The sequence below is a fragment of the Nocardiopsis sp. CA-288880 genome (genome assembly GCF_050955985.1).
GTDB lineage: Bacteria > Actinomycetota > Actinomycetes > Streptosporangiales > Streptosporangiaceae > Nocardiopsis > Nocardiopsis tropica.
On sequence record NZ_CP192105.1, the window covers coordinates 1,995,985 to 2,011,712 of the forward strand.

The 15,728-nt window shown below is 67.9% G+C and carries 9 protein-coding genes and 3 rRNA genes; 8 read left to right on the forward strand and 4 right to left on the reverse strand.

Annotated elements, in window-relative coordinates:
• Nucleotides 1-30 precede the first annotated feature (30 nt).
• From ACQPYD_RS08745 to ACQPYD_RS08760, 4 genes are all read left to right on the forward strand, one after another.
• Nucleotides 31-2,673: a nitrate- and nitrite sensing domain-containing protein gene (locus tag ACQPYD_RS08745; RefSeq protein ID WP_433700513.1), complete on the forward strand. Its 2,643-nt coding sequence runs from the start codon at nucleotides 31-33 to the stop codon at nucleotides 2,671-2,673.
• On the forward strand, nucleotides 2,663-3,118 hold the full coding sequence (locus tag ACQPYD_RS08750) for a DUF742 domain-containing protein (RefSeq protein ID WP_433700514.1): 456 nt from the start codon (nucleotides 2,663-2,665) through the stop codon (nucleotides 3,116-3,118). Before ACQPYD_RS08745 ends, ACQPYD_RS08750 begins: the two co-directional genes overlap by 11 nt.
• Before the next feature lie 122 nt (nucleotides 3,119-3,240).
• Nucleotides 3,241-4,464: an L-2-hydroxyglutarate oxidase gene (lhgO, locus tag ACQPYD_RS08755; RefSeq protein ID WP_433700515.1), complete on the forward strand. Its 1,224-nt coding sequence runs from the start codon at nucleotides 3,241-3,243 to the stop codon at nucleotides 4,462-4,464.
• A gap of 245 nt (nucleotides 4,465-4,709) precedes the next feature.
• Nucleotides 4,710-5,120, forward strand: coding sequence for a hypothetical protein (locus ACQPYD_RS08760; protein WP_433701997.1), 411 nt, complete (start codon nucleotides 4,710-4,712; stop codon nucleotides 5,118-5,120).
• Nucleotides 5,121-5,169: 49 nt separating this feature from the next.
• Here the strand turns inward: ACQPYD_RS08760 and ACQPYD_RS08765 are convergent, their stop codons facing one another.
• From ACQPYD_RS08765 to ACQPYD_RS08775, 3 genes are all read right to left on the reverse strand, one after another.
• Nucleotides 5,170-5,859, reverse strand: a complete 690-nt coding sequence (locus ACQPYD_RS08765) for a GmrSD restriction endonuclease domain-containing protein (protein WP_433700516.1) — start codon at nucleotides 5,857-5,859, stop codon at nucleotides 5,170-5,172.
• Nucleotides 5,860-6,270: 411 nt separating this feature from the next.
• Nucleotides 6,271-6,879, reverse strand: a complete 609-nt coding sequence (locus ACQPYD_RS08770) for a TetR/AcrR family transcriptional regulator (RefSeq protein WP_433700517.1) — start codon at nucleotides 6,877-6,879, stop codon at nucleotides 6,271-6,273.
• Nucleotides 6,872-7,114: a hypothetical protein gene (locus tag ACQPYD_RS08775; protein ID WP_433700518.1), complete on the reverse strand. Its 243-nt coding sequence runs from the start codon at nucleotides 7,112-7,114 to the stop codon at nucleotides 6,872-6,874. Before ACQPYD_RS08775 ends, ACQPYD_RS08770 begins: the two co-directional genes overlap by 8 nt.
• Nucleotides 7,115-7,329: 215 nt before the next feature.
• Between ACQPYD_RS08775 and tyrS the strand changes: the two genes are divergently transcribed.
• From tyrS to rrf, 4 genes are all read left to right on the forward strand, one after another.
• Nucleotides 7,330-8,628, forward strand: coding sequence for a tyrosine--tRNA ligase (gene tyrS / locus ACQPYD_RS08780; RefSeq protein ID WP_344186024.1), 1,299 nt, complete (start codon nucleotides 7,330-7,332; stop codon nucleotides 8,626-8,628).
• An 807-nt stretch (nucleotides 8,629-9,435) separates the two neighbouring features.
• Nucleotides 9,436-10,967: ribosomal RNA gene (locus ACQPYD_RS08785) — 16S ribosomal RNA — on the forward strand.
• A gap of 365 nt (nucleotides 10,968-11,332) precedes the next feature.
• Nucleotides 11,333-14,425, forward strand: a 23S ribosomal RNA gene (locus tag ACQPYD_RS08790).
• A 107-nt stretch (nucleotides 14,426-14,532) separates the two neighbouring features.
• A 5S ribosomal RNA gene (gene rrf / locus ACQPYD_RS08795) occupies nucleotides 14,533-14,648 on the forward strand.
• The 16S, 23S and 5S rRNA genes sit together here, the layout of an rRNA operon.
• 246 nt (nucleotides 14,649-14,894) lie before the next feature.
• Here the strand turns inward: rrf and ACQPYD_RS08800 are convergent.
• Nucleotides 14,895-15,725: a hypothetical protein gene (locus tag ACQPYD_RS08800; RefSeq protein ID WP_433700519.1), complete on the reverse strand. Its 831-nt coding sequence runs from the start codon at nucleotides 15,723-15,725 to the stop codon at nucleotides 14,895-14,897.
• Nucleotides 15,726-15,728: the final 3 nt, after the last annotated feature.

Below are 15,728 nucleotides of genomic sequence, written 5' to 3' on the forward strand. Positions count from 1 at the left end.
CCCCGGCATCCGCACAGGCCGGAGGGGGCCATGCGCAGAAACCGCGACAACGCTTCCACGATCCGAGGACAGCTCACCCGCATCGTGCTCATCCCGAGCCTGTGCTTCCTGGCGCTCTGGCTCGTCGTGGCCGCAGTGGGCACGGTCCAGGCGGTCCAGCTGATGGGGGCGGTCCACCAGGCCCGCGAGGGGACCGAGGTCTTCTCGCGCGCGGCCGAGGAGCTGCGCCTCGAACGCAGGCTCTCCCTCGTCTACCAGGGGCGCTTCGAGAGCAGCGGGCCCGACGAGGAGGCCTCCGCCGCGCTCGACGAGCAGAGGGCGGCCACCGACGCCGCACTGTCCTCCGCCGTCGGACTGGCCGAGCGCCTGCGCGGCACCCGCGACGACGAGGTCCGGCGCAGCGCGTCCGCGGTCACGGAGAGCCCCGAGGCCCTCGCCGGGATCCGCACGCGCATCGACGAGCACGCGGCCGCACGGGAGGAGACCCTCCTGGGCTTCGGTGAGGTCCTCGACGTCACCACCGACGCGACCACCGCCCTGGTGCACACCACCGACGGCGGTGCGAACCTCACCGACGCGGTCCTGACCGGCGAGCTCCTCGGCGCGAGGGCCGAGAGCGCCACCGCCGACGCCCTGCTCGCCGGGAGCATCGCCCGGGGGGAGATGGGCTACGAGGAGACGGCGCACTTCACCTACCTGACCGCCTCCTACCGGGACACCCTGGAGTCGGCCGCGCCCGTCATGCACCCGAGCGTGCGGGAGCACTACGAGGACATGACCGCCTCGGAGGCCTGGTCCCGCACCGAGGACCTCAGCCGCCAAGTGGTCACACGGCCCCCGCTCAGGGAGACCGTGTCGGACCCCGACGTGCCGGCGGCGGAGTCCGCGGCCTCCGAACTGAACACCTCCGTCGACGTCGGCGCGGAGGAGTGGGACGAGGCGTCACCCCGGACCGTGGCCGCCCTGGACGGCCTGGCCCTCGCCCAGGCGGAGCGCACCGTCGACATGGCGTGGAGCGCGGCCCTGCTCCGCGTGTCGCTGGGCATCGCGGCGGCCGGGACGGTCCTCGCCGGCGGGGTGGTGGCCATCGCCGTGGTGAGCAGGTCCTCGCGGCGCCTGACCGTGCGCCTGCTCCGCCTGCGCGGACAGATCCTGGAGCGGGACGAGGACCTGCCCGACATCGTCGACAGGGCCCAGCGCGGCCAGAAGGTCGACGTCCACGAGGAGCTGCCGCCGCTCGACGAGTGCGGCGACGACGAGATCGGGCAGGTCGCGGAGGCCTTCGACAGCGCCCAGCTCACGGCGGTGGAGGCCGCGGTGCGCCAGGCGGAGATCAGGCGGGGCGCCAACCGGGCCTTCCTCGGCATCGCCTTCCGCAACCAGAACCTGGTCCAGCGGCAGCTGCGCCTCCTCGACGAGATCGAGTACCACGAGCAGGACCCCGAGGCGCTGCGCCGCCTGTTCCGCCTGGACCACATGGCCACCCGGGCCCGGCGCTACGCCGACAACCTCATCATCCTGGGCGGAGGGCAGTCGGCGCGGCGCTGGCGGCAGCCGCACCCGCTCGTCGACGTGCTGCGCGCCGCCATCGCCGAGACCGAGGACTTCGAGCGCGTCCGGCTGACGTCCGCCCCCCGTGTGCTCATGCACGGCCAGGTGGTCGCCGACGTGGTCCACCTGCTCGCCGAGCTGGTGGAGAACGCCACCCAGTTCTCCCCGGCGGGCACCCCCGTGGACGTCAGCTGCACCCCGACCGCCGAGGGGCTGGTGGTCGAGGTCGAGGACCGAGGCCTGGGCATGTCCGACCACGGCTACGCCGCGGCCGAGCGGACGCTCAGCCGTCCTCCCGAGTTCGACGTGATGGCGCTTCCGGACGACCCCCGCCTGGGACTCTTCGTCGTCGCCCGCCTCGCTGAGCGGCACGGCGTGCGGGTGTGGCTCAGGCCGTCCCCCTACGGGGGCACCCGGGCCACGGCGCTCCTCCCCGAGTCGCTGCTGGAGCCGGTCGAGAACCCGGTGACGGTCACGGGCTCGCAGCAGGCGGTCCGGGACACCGGCGCACACCCCTCGGCCGGCTTCGGGCCGACAGGGCCGAGCGGTCCGCAGAACCCCGTGCCGGAACCCTGGCAGACCAGCGCCCAGAGCGTCCTCCCCGCCCCCGGCCGGAGCGGTCCGCAGAGCGTCGTCCCCCCACCCCCGGACGGCATGCGGGACGCCGACCCCGCCTACGGGTACCGCGGCCCGAAGAGGGTGCCGAACGCCCACCGCGCCGACGGGCCGTGGGTCCCGGTCGACCCCGGGGGAAGGCGGGTCCCCCGGACGGCCCCGCCGGCGTCCGCGCCGGGAGGCCCCGACCGCGCCCCCGGGTACGCCGTACCCGGGGGCGGCGGGGGCGCCCCCGCCGCCTTCCCCGGCCGGGGAGAACTCCGGGACCCCGCTCCGCCGGCGCGGACCACCGGCCCCCAGCACGGCCTGCGGCCGAACGGTCCCGGCGTCCGGACGGGGCCGCAGGGCCCCCTCCCGCAGAGGCGCCCCGAACCGGCGCAGGCGGGCGGACCCCGGCAGCCCGCGCTGCCGAAGCGGTCGGCCCCGCGCCGGGAGGAAGGCCCCCACGGCGCCGGCGACCCCCGGATGTCCGTGCCGACACCGCCGGGGGGACACGGTGAGCACTGAAGGAACCCGCGTCCGCCGCCCCGCCGAACGGGCCCCCGAGCCGGGGCCGGGTCCGGTCCGGCCGCCGGGGGGCGCCGACCGCGTGACCGAATCCGGAGGGGAGCGCTTCCTGCGCCCGTTCGCGGTGGCGGCGGGGGACCCCGGGGGCGGGGACCTCGAGGACCCGGGCGCGCACGGGATCGACCTGCTCACACTGGTCATGGCGGCCCGCACCCCCGGTCGGCGCGAGTGGCTGCGGCCCGAGCGCGAGGCCATCCTCGAACACGCCCTGCGCGCCCGCACCGTGGTCGAGCTCGCCGCCGAGGTGGGACTGCCGGTCGGCCAGGTGAGGTGCATGGTCTCCGCCATGGTCGCCGAGGGGGCGCTCCAGCGGTGCGGTCCCTCCCGGCCGCTCGGCAGCGGGGAGATCCTGCACGCCGTCCTCGTCGGCCTGCGCTCGCTCTGACCACGGACCTCGGAGGGGTCCCCGCCCGCGGGGCCCCGGAGGCCCCGCGGTCCCCGGCGGGGACGCGTCCACCGGCCGTCCCCGCCCGCGCGGGCCCCGGCCCGGGTTGCTAGCGTGCCGCCATGCGCAGCACCGAACACATCGGCATCATCGGAGCGGGGATCGTCGGACTCGCCCTGGCACGACGACTCGCCCTCCACCGCCCCGGCACCCGGGTCACCGTCCTGGAGAAGGAGGACCGGGTGGCCGCGCACCAGACCGGACACAACAGCGGGGTGGTCCACGCCGGGCTCTACTACCGCCCCGGCTCCCTCAAGGCCACACTCTGCCGCCGCGGTGCCGGGCTGCTCAAGGACTACTGCGCCGAGCACGGCCTGCCCTACGAGGAGGTCGGCAAGGTCCTCGTCGCCGTGGACGCCGACGACGAGGCCCGCCTGGACGACATCGGCCGCAGGGCCCGGGAGAACGGGGTCCCGGGCGTCACGCGGCTCGGCCCCGGGGGACTGCGCGAGATCGAGCCCCACGCGGCGGGGACCGGTGCGCTGCACTCACCGCACACGGCCGTCACCGACTTCGCGGCCGTCGCCGAACAGCTCGCCGACGACGTCCGCCGCTCCGGCGGCAGGGTCCTGCTGAACACCCCCGTCATCGACCTGCGGCAGGACCACGACGGGGTCCGCGCCCTCACGGGAGACCCACGCGGGGAGCGGTCCGTCCACCGGTTCGACCGGCTCGTGGCCTGCGGCGGACTGCACAGCGCCCGTCTCGCGCGCATGGCCGGGGCGGCGGAGGACCCGCGGGTCGTGCCCTTCCGCGGCCAGTACCACGAACTCGTCCCCGAACGCCGCCACCTGGTCAACGGTCTGCTCTACCCGGTCCCCGACCCGCGGTACCCCTTCCTCGGCGTGCACCTCACCCGCCACGTCCACGGCGAGGTCATGGCGGGCCCCAACGCCGTCCTCGCCACCGCGCTGGAGGGCTACAGCGCCCGCGACCTGAGCACCGGCGACCTCGCGAGCACCCTGTCGTGGCCGGGGTTCTGGCGGCTGGCGCGCCGCCACTGGGCGGTCGGGGCCAGGGAGACCCTCGTGTCGGCCTCGCGCGCCGCCTTCGCCTCCCAGGCCAGGAAGCTCCTCCCCGAGCTGGTGGCGGCCGACCTGCGCCCGGCGCCGGCGGGGGTGCGCGCCCAGGCGCTGGGCCGGGACGGTGCCCTGCTCGACGACTTCCGGGTGGACGCGCACGGCCGGGTCGTGTGCGTGCGCAACGCCCCCTCGCCCGCGGCGACCTCCGCACTGGCGATCGCCGAGTTCCTCACGGACACGTTCGTGCACCCGCCCCGCGGGTAGGACACGACCCGGCCCGGCGCCGCTCCCGCGAGCGCCGGGCCCGGGTTGTCCACAGGCCGGAGAACGCTCTGGCAGCGGCTTCCGCAGCGCCCCACCATGAGAGACAGCGGTGGTCCGGGACGGTCCCACGACCGTCGCCGGAGGTGAACATGTCCGTTGCCAGGTGGATCGCGGTGGCACTCGCCACCTCGCTCGCGCTCGCACTCACGGCGGCCCCGGCCGCCACCAGCCCACGAGGGGGAGAGTTGGACGGTTTCAGCATCGGGCACCTGCCCGCACAGATCGACGACCGGACCTCGGTCTCGGACTTCGACTACGAGTGGGGCGACGTGTCCTTCTCCACCCGGGTCTGGGAGAGGACGATGGAGGGGGGAGGGGTCAGGGTCCTCCTCCAGGTCCTGGTCATGCGCGGCTCCGCGCTCTCCGACCTGGCCGCCGTCCGCGACTTCCTCACCGAGTACCACGAGCGCTCGCCCGACTGGGCGCTCGAGGAGTTCGACAACAACGGCCACACCGCCCTGCGCGGCGAGACCGAGGTGTTCTGGGCGCCCGCGAAGGGCGTGGCGGTGGAGGTCCGCGACTCCTCCGGCCTCGTCGGCCAGGAGGAGCTCCTCGCCACGGCCGGGGGCATCGCGCCGGGCACGGACTCCGGCTGACCGGGCGGGGCCCCGGTCGACCGGGGCCCCGCGCCCTCGTCCGGGCGGATCAGCAACCGGAGAGGATGTCGCGCAGAGCGGACTCCTCGTCCGGGTCCACCGTCAGGTCCCACACGTGCTTGACCTCGATCCAGGACACCGCGTAGTCGCAGTGCGAGGACTCCAGCGGGGGCATCCACTCGGCGGGGTCGGCGTCCCCCTTGGACCGGTTGGTCGAGGCGCTCACCGCCCACAGCTGGGTGGAGTCCATGTCGTTGGCGAACCGGCCGCGCTCCTCGGTCGTCCACGCGTGGGCTCCGGAGCGCCAGCCCTCCTTCAGGGCGACCATGTGGTCGATGTCGAGGTCCTGCGGGTCGGTGAAGGTCTCACCGTCGTAGGCGCTGTACCAGGATCCGGACACCGGCCGGCAGTCCTCGTCGGTCTCCACGGCGTCGCCGTCGCGGATCAGGACCGCTTGGCGGGTCGTGCAGTTCTCCTGGACGCCGGTGTCCCAGTGGGGGAACAGCGCGCGGTCGTACCCGGGCGGGTCGTCCTCCTCCTCGATCCGCAGCTCCTCCAGCTGGGAGCGGGCCTGCTCCACGGACAGCTCCGAGGCCGCGGCGTCGCCGCCCTGCGGCTCGGCGGCGCCCTCGGGCGCCAGATCGATCACGCCCAGCTGGTACAGGACGAACGCGGCGACGGCGAGCACGCCGACCACGGCGGACAGTGCGCCGCCGATCTTCGACGACTTCTTGGGCATCAGGGGACTCCACAACGGGTCGGGCGCCACACGGGGGGCGAAACGGTCGTGTCCACCAGCTTGGCCCATGCCCCCACCCTGCGGGAACTCCGTCCGGGGTCAGGAATCCCTCACCTGGGACGGGTCCCGGGGTCCAGGGCTCCGGAGGCGGTGAGGTCGTACCCGGACGAGCCCACCAGGAGGAGACCGGTGCCGATGCCGCGGATCAGGGCCCGCGTGCGGTTCGGATGGCCCCGGAGCGTCCGCCACGCGTACAGGACGGCCCCTGCCGGTTCCCGCTCCCCCCGGCACCGACAGCGCAAGGAGGACCGGGTCGGGCGGCTGCGTCGCGACCGGGAGCGCCCCCATGGGCAGCTCCGGGCGCAACGCTTCGACGATGCCCGCGACTTCCGAGTGTCCGGCCGGCGTCGCCTACCCCTCCCTCGTGTCCTCGGGTGCCGCACCCGTGCCGGGCGAGGTGGCCGACCACCCCTGGAAGGCGCGCACGAACCCCTCCACCAGCAGCGCGTAGGACTGGTCCACGTCCTCGGGCAGACCGAAACCGCCGCGCGTCTCCAGGTCCACGAACCCGTGCAGCGCACTGCGCAGCGCCCGGATCGCGTGCACGGCCTGGTCCTCGGCGATGCCGAACCCGCTCAGGACCGCGGCCAGGACCCGTACGGGGTCGGTGGCCGGCTCGGCCCCGGGCCCGGCCAGCACCGGCAGCTGCTGGAGGGCGACGTAGCGCCCGGGGTGGGCGTGCGCGTAGCGGCGGTAGGCGTCGGCCGTCGCCCGCAGGGCCTCCGGACCGGCCCGGCCCACGGTGGCGCGCTGCACCTCCTCGCCGATGCCGTTCGCGCCCAGCAGCGCCACTTCCCGCCTCAGCCCCCGCAGCCCGTCGACGTGCTTGTACAGGCTGGGCGTGGCCACCCCGAGCCGTTTGGCCACCGCGGCCAGTGACAGGGAGTCGAACCCCTCCTCGTCGCTGAGCCGCGCCGCCTCCTCGGCCACCACCGCCGGGGTCAGTCCAGCCCTAGGCACCGGCGACGCCCCCCTCGGTCAGCGCCTCCACGGCGGGCACGACCGGGCCGGGCCGTTCCCCGGCCGCGATGGCGGCGCCCGTGCCGACGAAGCGGACGGAGGGGCGGTGGCCGAACACGCCGGGCACGAAGATCCCGAGGGGGCTGAGGCTCCCGGCTCCGTGGACGCCGCAGGCGGTCCGGCCGAGGGGGCGCCGAAGGCGGCGCACGGTCTTCCCACTGTGGCTTATGTGCATAGCCAAAACGCTAATCCTAGTAGCCAAAGGTGTCAACGGGAAGCCCGGGCTCCCCGGGAGGCCCGCTCCGGGGCGGCCGGACCGCGCGACCAGGGGCGCCGGCGCAGCCGATAGCGTGGGGGAGGGGGAAAACCACGTGATGCCCAGCGGCATTCCGCCTAGACTCCGAGGCAGATCGGGCCCCGGGGTCCGCCTACACGACAGAGAGCAACACAGTGACCGACATCATCGACGAACTCCAGTGGCGCGGCCTGCTCGCGCAGACGACCGACCTTGACGCACTCCGCAAGGCCCTCGCCGATGGTCCGATCACCCTGTATTGCGGCTTCGACCCGACGGCGGGCAGCCTGCACGTGGGCCACCTCACCCAGATCCTCACCCTCGCGCGCTTCCAGCAGGCCGGACACCGTCCGATCGCGCTCGTCGGCGGGGGCACCGGGCTCATCGGCGACCCGAAGCCCAGTGCGGAGCGCCGGCTCAACTCGGTGGACACCGTCCGGGGCTGGGTGGACAACCTCGCCGGGCAGCTTTCCGCGTTCCTGCGCTTCACCCCCGAGGGCGAGCAGGCGGGACCCACCGACGCGGTGCTCGCCAACAACGGGGACTGGCTCCGCGAGATCAACGCCATCGAGCTGCTGCGCGACGTGGGCAAGCACTTCAGCGTCAACCAGATGCTGGCCCGGGAGACGGTCAAGAGCCGGCTCGACGGGGAGGGCATGAGCTACACCGAGTTCAGCTACGTGCTGCTCCAGTCCTACGACTACGTCCAGCTCTACCGGCGCTACGGCTGCACCCTCCAGACCGGCGGCTCCGACCAGTGGGGCAACATCACCGCGGGCCTGGACCTGGTCCGCCGGATGGACGGCAACGAGCCGCACGGCCAGGCGCACGGCATGACCACGAACCTGCTCACCAAGGCCGACGGCTCCAAGTTCGGCAAGACCGAGTCCGGCACCATCTGGCTCGATCCCGAACTGACCTCGCCGTACGCCTTCTACCAGTTCTGGTTCAACGCGGACGACCGGGACGTGGTCCGTTACCTGAAGACCTTCAGCTTCCTCTCGGAGGACGAGATCGCCGAGCTGGAGCGCCAGACGGAGGAGCGGCCCCAGGCCCGCGCCGCCCAGCGCACCCTGGCCGAGGGCCTCACCGCGCTGGTCCACGGCGAGGAGGAGTGCCGCAAGGTCCGGGAGGCGAGCCTGGCGCTGTTCGGCCGGGCGGACCTGTCCGAGCTGGACGGCCGGACGCTCGATGCGGCGCTGGCCGAGGTGCCCAGGGCCGAGGTCGCGGGACCGGTCGACGGCCTGCTCGTCGCGGACCTGTTCGCGCAGAGCGGTCTGACGCCGAGCAAGTCCGCCGCCCGCCGCGCCATCCAGGAGGGCGGCGCCTACGTGAACAACGTGAAGGTGACCGACGTCGAGGCCCGGCTCGGGACCGCCGACGTCCTGCAGGGGCGCTACGTGGTGCTGCGCAAGGGCAAGCGCAACATCGGCGGTGTCGTCCTCGACGGCTGACGACGTGCTGTGGCCGTGGGCCGACGCTCCTGGGGGCGCCGGCCCACGGCTGTGTCCGGGACCGGCCGTCCTCGAAACTTTGCGGCCGCATGGGGGTTTCGGCAGGGAATCTCCCGGGCACGATCGTCGTTGTCTGGCACAACAGGCGACGTGACACGCGGTTCCGGAACGGGAACCGGGCACGTCAGGGGCCTTCAGAAGCCGCCCGGGACGGGGCGACAGGGTCCCGGAGCGCCGGTTCCACATCGGCTCCGGGCTCTGACTTGACGTCCGCCCCCACCCTCCCTATAGTCGACAGAGTCGCTGCGGCACGGCGGGCTTCCACTGGGAAGACTCGGCACCGGTCCGCGACGAGCGGCACAATCTCTTCTCTGGATCACGCGGTTCGAGCACTGCTCCGGCCATGTAAACTCAGGGAGTCGCTTCAAAAGCCCAGTCCATTCGGACAAAAGCAGACGAAGCAAACGGGCTTTACCCCGATCAGAACCACCACAAACCGCCGATTTGGCGGGGCGCGGAACACCTGATAAAGTAAAGACACAATAAAGCGGAAACGCAGACGCCTTCCACGGAAGAGCAGACAGCCGAAAAGGCTGGCGCTTGTACGGGAAGGGCGGTTGTTTCTTGAGAACTCAACAGCGCGTGTTTGATTTTCTTTAAGCCATGTTTGTTTTGGCCCCGTCACCCGAACAGTGGTTCGGTGTGAAGGGTTCCTTTGATTAATCGGGGCAACCCGGTTGGTCAGGATTACTTCTAGGTTTATCCGCCCCAGGCCGACCCCTGGTCGCCGGGACGGATGGTATGACCTTTATGGAGAGTTTGATCCTGGCTCAGGACGAACGCTGGCGGCGTGCTTAACACATGCAAGTCGAGCGGTAAGGCCCTTCGGGGTACACGAGCGGCGAACGGGTGAGTAACACGTGAGCAACCTGCCCCTGACTCTGGGATAAGCGGTGGAAACGCCGTCTAATACCGGATACGACACACCGCCTCATGGCGGTGTGTGGAAAGTTTTTCGGTCAGGGATGGGCTCGCGGCCTATCAGCTTGTTGGTGGGGTAACGGCCTACCAAGGCGATTACGGGTAGCCGGCCTGAGAGGGCGACCGGCCACACTGGGACTGAGACACGGCCCAGACTCCTGCGGGAGGCAGCAGTGGGGAATATTGCGCAATGGGCGAAAGCCTGACGCAGCGACGCCGCGTGGGGGATGACGGCCTTCGGGTTGTAAACCTCTTTTACCACCAACGCAGGCTCCCAGTTCTCTGGGGGTTGACGGTAGGTGGGGAATAAGGACCGGCTAACTACGTGCCAGCAGCCGCGGTAATACGTAGGGTCCGAGCGTTGTCCGGAATTATTGGGCGTAAAGAGCTCGTAGGCGGCGTGTCGCGTCTGCTGTGAAAGACCGGGGCTTAACTCCGGTTCTGCAGTGGATACGGGCATGCTAGAGGTAGGTAGGGGAGACTGGAATTCCTGGTGTAGCGGTGAAATGCGCAGATATCAGGAGGAACACCGGTGGCGAAGGCGGGTCTCTGGGCCTTACCTGACGCTGAGGAGCGAAAGCATGGGGAGCGAACAGGATTAGATACCCTGGTAGTCCATGCCGTAAACGTTGGGCGCTAGGTGTGGGGACTTTCCACGGTTTCCGCGCCGCAGCTAACGCATTAAGCGCCCCGCCTGGGGAGTACGGCCGCAAGGCTAAAACTCAAAGGAATTGACGGGGGCCCGCACAAGCGGCGGAGCATGTTGCTTAATTCGACGCAACGCGAAGAACCTTACCAAGGTTTGACATCGCCCGTGGACCTGTAGAGATACAGGGTCATTTAGTTGGTGGGTGACAGGTGGTGCATGGCTGTCGTCAGCTCGTGTCGTGAGATGTTGGGTTAAGTCCCGCAACGAGCGCAACCCCTATTCTATGTTGCCAGCACGTTATGGTGGGGACTCATAGGAGACTGCCGGGGTCAACTCGGAGGAAGGTGGGGACGACGTCAAGTCATCATGCCCCTTATGTCTTGGGCTGCAAACATGCTACAATGGCCGGTACAATGGGCGTGCGAGACCGCAAGGTGGAGCGAATCCCTAAAAGCCGGTCTCAGTTCGGATTGGGGTCTGCAACTCGACCCCATGAAGGTGGAGTCGCTAGTAATCGCGGATCAGCAACGCCGCGGTGAATACGTTCCCGGGCCTTGTACACACCGCCCGTCACGTCATGAAAGTCGGCAACACCCGAAACTTGTGGCCTAACCCTTCGGGGAGGGAATGAGTGAAGGTGGGGCTGGCGATTGGGACGAAGTCGTAACAAGGTAGCCGTACCGGAAGGTGCGGCTGGATCACCTCCTTTCTAAGGAGTCTTTGAAGATCAGCCTCTTCCTATGGCTGGTCGGACTCGTAAGTGGACCCGTTCGGGCCGGTCTTCGGATCGCCTGTTTTCGGGAGTGGCTTTAGAGAATCAGGCTTTGCCTCCGGCGACTAGAAGCGTCGGGGGGCGCGCTGTTGGGTGTCTGAGGAAGCAACCTCGACCATCTGGCTCTCCCTTGCGGGGGGCGGGTGGTCGGTTTGTTTCCCGCGGACCGCCCCGAGGAACTCTTCTTCGTTGCGGGTGGGTGCACGTGAGTGTGCCGGCCGGTGGTGGGGGATGTGGTGCGAGGGTGTGCGGTTGGTGTTTTGACTTGTGAATAGTGTGCGCGAGCATCTTGTTATCTGTAGTGGCCAAGTGATAGTGGCACACGGTGGATGCCTTGGCATCAGGCGCCGATGAAGGACGTGGGAGGCCGCGATAGGCCACGGGGAGCTGTCAACCGAGCTTTGATCCGTGGGTGTCCGAATGGGGAAACCTAGCCCGAGTTGTGTCGGGTTGCCGCTACCTGAATGTATAGGGTAGTTGGTGGTGACGCGGGGAAGTGAAACATCTCAGTACCCGTAGGAAGAGTAAACAACAGTGATTCCCCTAGTAGTGGTGAGCGAACGGGGAAGAGGCTAAACCGTGCGCGTGTGATAGACGGCAGTCGTTGCGTGTGCGGGGTTGTGGGATGCATCTTTCCAGGTCTGCCGATCTGGAGCGCTGAGTGATTCTTTTAGCTGAATCCGTTGGGAAGCGGAACCGTAGTGGGTGAGAGTCCCGTAGGTGAAGGAAGAGTCTAGGCGTTGGTGTTCTCCCGAGTAGCGCGGAGCCCGTGAAAGTCCGTGTGAATCTGGCAGGACCACCTGCTAAGCCAAAATACGTCCTGATGACCGATAGTGCACTAGTACCGTGAGGGAAAGGTGAAAAGTGCCCCGGTGAGGGGTCGTGAAATAGTACCTGAAACCGTGTGCTGTCAAGCCGTCAGAGCTGGAGCTTGTCTTTGGTGATGGCGTGCCTTTTGAAGAATGAGCCTGCGAGTCATGGTGTGTGGCGAGGTTAACCCGGGTGGGGTAGCCGTAGGGAAACCGAGTCTGAATAGGGCGTTTGAGTCGCATGCTGTGGACCCGAAGCGGAGTGATCTACCCATGTCCAGGGTGAAGCGGGGGTAAGACCTCGTGGAGGCCCGAACCCACCAGGGTTGAAAACCTGGGGGATGAGGTGTGGGTAGGGGTGAAAGGCCAATCAAACTCCGTGATAGCTGGTTCTCCCCGAAATGCATTTAGGTGCAGCGTCGCGTGTTTCTTGCTGGAGGTAGAGCTACTGTTTGGCTGATGGGCCCTACAAGGTTACTGACGTCAGACAAACTCCGAATGCCGGTTAAGTGAAGCGCGGCAGTGAGACTGCGGGGGATAAGCTTCGTAGTCGAGAGGGAAACAGCCCAGATCATCAGCTAAGGCCCCTAAGCGTGTGCTAAGTGGGAAAGGTTGTGGAGTTGCTGAGACAACCAGGAGGTTGGCTTAGAAGCAGCCATCCTTTAAAGAGTGCGTAATAGCTCACTGGTCAAGTGGTTCTGCGCCGATAATGTAGCGGGGCTTAAGCACACCGCCGAAGCTGTGGATGCCAACCTTGTGTTGGTGTGGTAGGGGAGCGTCGTGCATCCGGTGAAGCTGCCGAGTGATCGTGTGGTGGAGGGTGTGCGAGTGAGAATGCAGGCATGAGTAGCGAAAGCAACGTGAGAAACGTTGCCGCCGATTGACTAAGGGTTCCTGGGGCAGGTTAATCCGCCCAGGGTGAGTCTGGACCTAAGGCGAGGCCGACAGGCGTAGTCGATGGATAACGGGTTGATATTCCCGTACCCGTGCACGAGCGCCCAGTATCGAATCAGGTGATGCTAACCACGCCGGCTCCTTATGGGACCTTCGGGTTCTGTTTGTGGCTGGTCTGGGATCCGAGCTTGTAGTAGGTAAGTGATGGGGTGACGCAGGAGGGTAGCTCTACCCGGCGGTGGTTGTCCGGGGGTAAGCGTGTAGGCTGGGGGGTTGGCAAATCCGCCTCCCGTGAAGGCTGAGACGTGATGCCGAGCCGTTTTCGGTGAAGTGAGTGATCCCATGCTGTCGAGAAAAGCCTCTAGCGAGTTCGTGTGTGGCCAGTACCCTAAACCGACGCAGGTGGTCAGGTAGAGAATACCGAGGCGTTCGGGTGAACCATGGTTAAGGAACTCGGCAAATTGTCCCCGTAACTTCGGGAGAAGGGGAGCCCTGTCTGGTGATGGCCTTTGCGGTCTGAGCTGGGTGGGGTCGCAGATAGCGGGGGGAAGCGACTGTTTATTAAAAACACAGGTCCGTGCGAAGTCGTAAGACGCTGTATACGGACTGACGCCTGCCCGGTGCTGGAACGTTAAGAGGACCGGTTAGTGGGAGTTCGCTCCTGCGAAGCTGGGAATCTAAGCGCCAGTAAACGGCGGTGGTAACTATAACCATCCTAAGGTAGCGAAATTCCTTGTCGGGTAAGTTCCGACCTGCACGAATGGCGTAACGACTTCCCCACTGTCTCAACCATGGGCCCGGTGAAATTGCACTACGAGTAAAGATGCTCGTTTCGCGCAGCAGGACGGAAAGACCCCGGGACCTTCACTATAGCTTGACATTGGTGTTTGGGATGGTTTGTGTAGGATAGGTGGGAGCCGGTGAAGCTGTCACGCTAGTGGCGGTGGAGGCGTTGGTGAAATACCACTCTGACTGTTTCGGGCATCTAACCTTGGACCGTGATCCGGTTCGGGGACAGTGTCTGGTGGGTAGTTTAACTGGGGCGGTTGCCTCCCAAAGAGTAACGGAGGCGCCCAAAGGTTCCCTCAGCCTGGTTGGTAATCAGGTGTTGAGTGTAAGTGCACAAGGGAGCTTGACTGTGAGACGGACGTGTCGAGCAGGAGCGAAAGCTGGGACTAGTGATCCGGCACCGGCGTGTGGAAGCGGTGTCGCTCAACGGCTAAAAGGTACCCCGGGGATAACAGGCTGATCTTCCCCAAGAGTCCATATCGACGGGATGGTTTGGCACCTCGATGTCGGCTCGTCGCATCCTGGGGCTGGAGTTGGTCCCAAGGGTTGGGCTGTTCGCCCATTAAAGCGGCACGCGAGCTGGGTTTAGAACGTCGTGAGACAGTTCGGTCCCTATCCGCTGTGCGCGTTGGAGACTTGAGAAGGGCTGTCCCTAGTACGAGAGGACCGGGACGGACGAACCTCTGGTGTGCCAGTTGTCCTGCCAAGGGCATGGCTGGTTGGCTACGTTCGGGAGGGATAACCGCTGAAAGCATCTAAGCGGGAAGCTTGCTTCGAGATGAGGTCTCCTGCCTCCTTTGAGAGGGTAAGGCTCCCTGTAGACGACGGGGTTGATAGGCCGGGTGTGGAAGCCCTGTGAGGGGTGGAGCTGACCGGTACTAATAGGCCGAGGGCTTGTCCGCTGCAGATAATTGGATGTTCGCGCACACTTGTTCACACGGTTTTCCGCTGTGGGATTCTCCTTGCCAGGGGTTGTGGTGGGTTGAGGGTTTTGTGGTGGTGTTGGTTTCCGTGGTGGTTATTGCTGGAGGGTCACACCCGGTCTCTTTCCGAACCCGGTCGTTAAGTCTCCTTGCGCTGATGGTACTGCCCTGTGGTGGGGTGGGAGAGTAGGTCGCTGCCACGGTTTTTTGTGGGGAGGGGGTCGCCTTGTGGGGCGGCCCCCTCCTTTTTTGTGTGTGGGTGTTGTGTGGGGTGGGGTTGTTTTTGGGGGCTGTTGGGGCCCTCTTTTTTGTGCCCAGGTTTGTGCGTTTGTGAATCGGGTGGTGTGCGGGATGGCCGTGGAGAGAGTTCCCACTGGTCGGCGGAGTCGGGTGGCCGGCGCTTTGGCGGTGGGCGGCGATGTCATGTCGTAAGCTGGAGAGCACGAGTACTATGACGCGCTGCTACTGCTCAAGGTGGCAGCGCTTTTGAGTGTTGACGGACGGGTTGGATGACTGAGGACAGCCGATCGGGAGACCGCGAGGACTCCGGAGCAAACGAGCATGGCGGTGACCGCTCCGGCGAGCCTGGCGGTCGGGGACGTGGTGAAGGACCCCGCTCCCGATCCGGCTACAGCGGCTCCCGGGACAACAGAGGCGACGACCGCCGTGGCGGCGGCTACCGGCGGGATGATCGCGGTGGCGCCCGGGGTCGTGACGACAGTCGGGGCGGTGGTTTCCGAGGAGGAGACCGCCGTGACGACCGTGCTCCGCAGGGGGACCGTGGTGGTTTCCGCGGACGCGACGACCGTGCTCCGCAGGGCGAGCGTCGTGGCGGTGGAGGTTTCCGCCGTGACGACCGTGCCCCCCAGGGCGACCGCGGCGGCTACCGAGGGCGTGACGACCGTGCCCCGCAGGGGGATCGCGGAGGTTTTCGCCGTGACGATCGCGCTCCGCAGGGGGACCGTGGTGGTTTCCGCGGACGCGACGACCGTGCTCCGCAGGGCGAGCGTCGTGGCGGTGGAGGTTTCCGCCGTGACGACCGTGCCCCCCAGGGCGACCGCGGCGGTTTCCGCGGACGCGACGACCGTGGCGGTGGAAGTTTCCGGGGCGGGGACCGCCGGGACGACCGGCGCGGAGGAGGCGGCTTCCGGGGCCGGGACGACCGGCGCGACGACCGTCGCCCTCCCCGCGAGGACCGCGACCCCGCCGACATCCCGCCGCAGCTTCCGGAGGAGGCCACCTTCTCCCAGCTCGACCCCGAGACCCGGCGCGACCTCCACTCG

Excerpts from the sequence above, each read along its gene's own strand:
- ACQPYD_RS08775 (WP_433700518.1), bottom strand. The coding sequence starts at position 7,114 with ATGCACATAAGCCACAGTGGGAAGACCGTGCGCCGCCTTCGGCGCCCC.
- ACQPYD_RS08765 (WP_433700516.1), bottom strand. The coding sequence starts at position 5,859 with ATGCCCAAGAAGTCGTCGAAGATCGGCGGCGCACTGTCCGCCGTGGTC.
- ACQPYD_RS08745 (WP_433700513.1), top strand. The coding sequence starts at position 31 with ATGCGCAGAAACCGCGACAACGCTTCCACGATCCGAGGACAGCTCACC.
- lhgO (WP_433700515.1), top strand. The coding sequence starts at position 3,241 with ATGCGCAGCACCGAACACATCGGCATCATCGGAGCGGGGATCGTCGGA.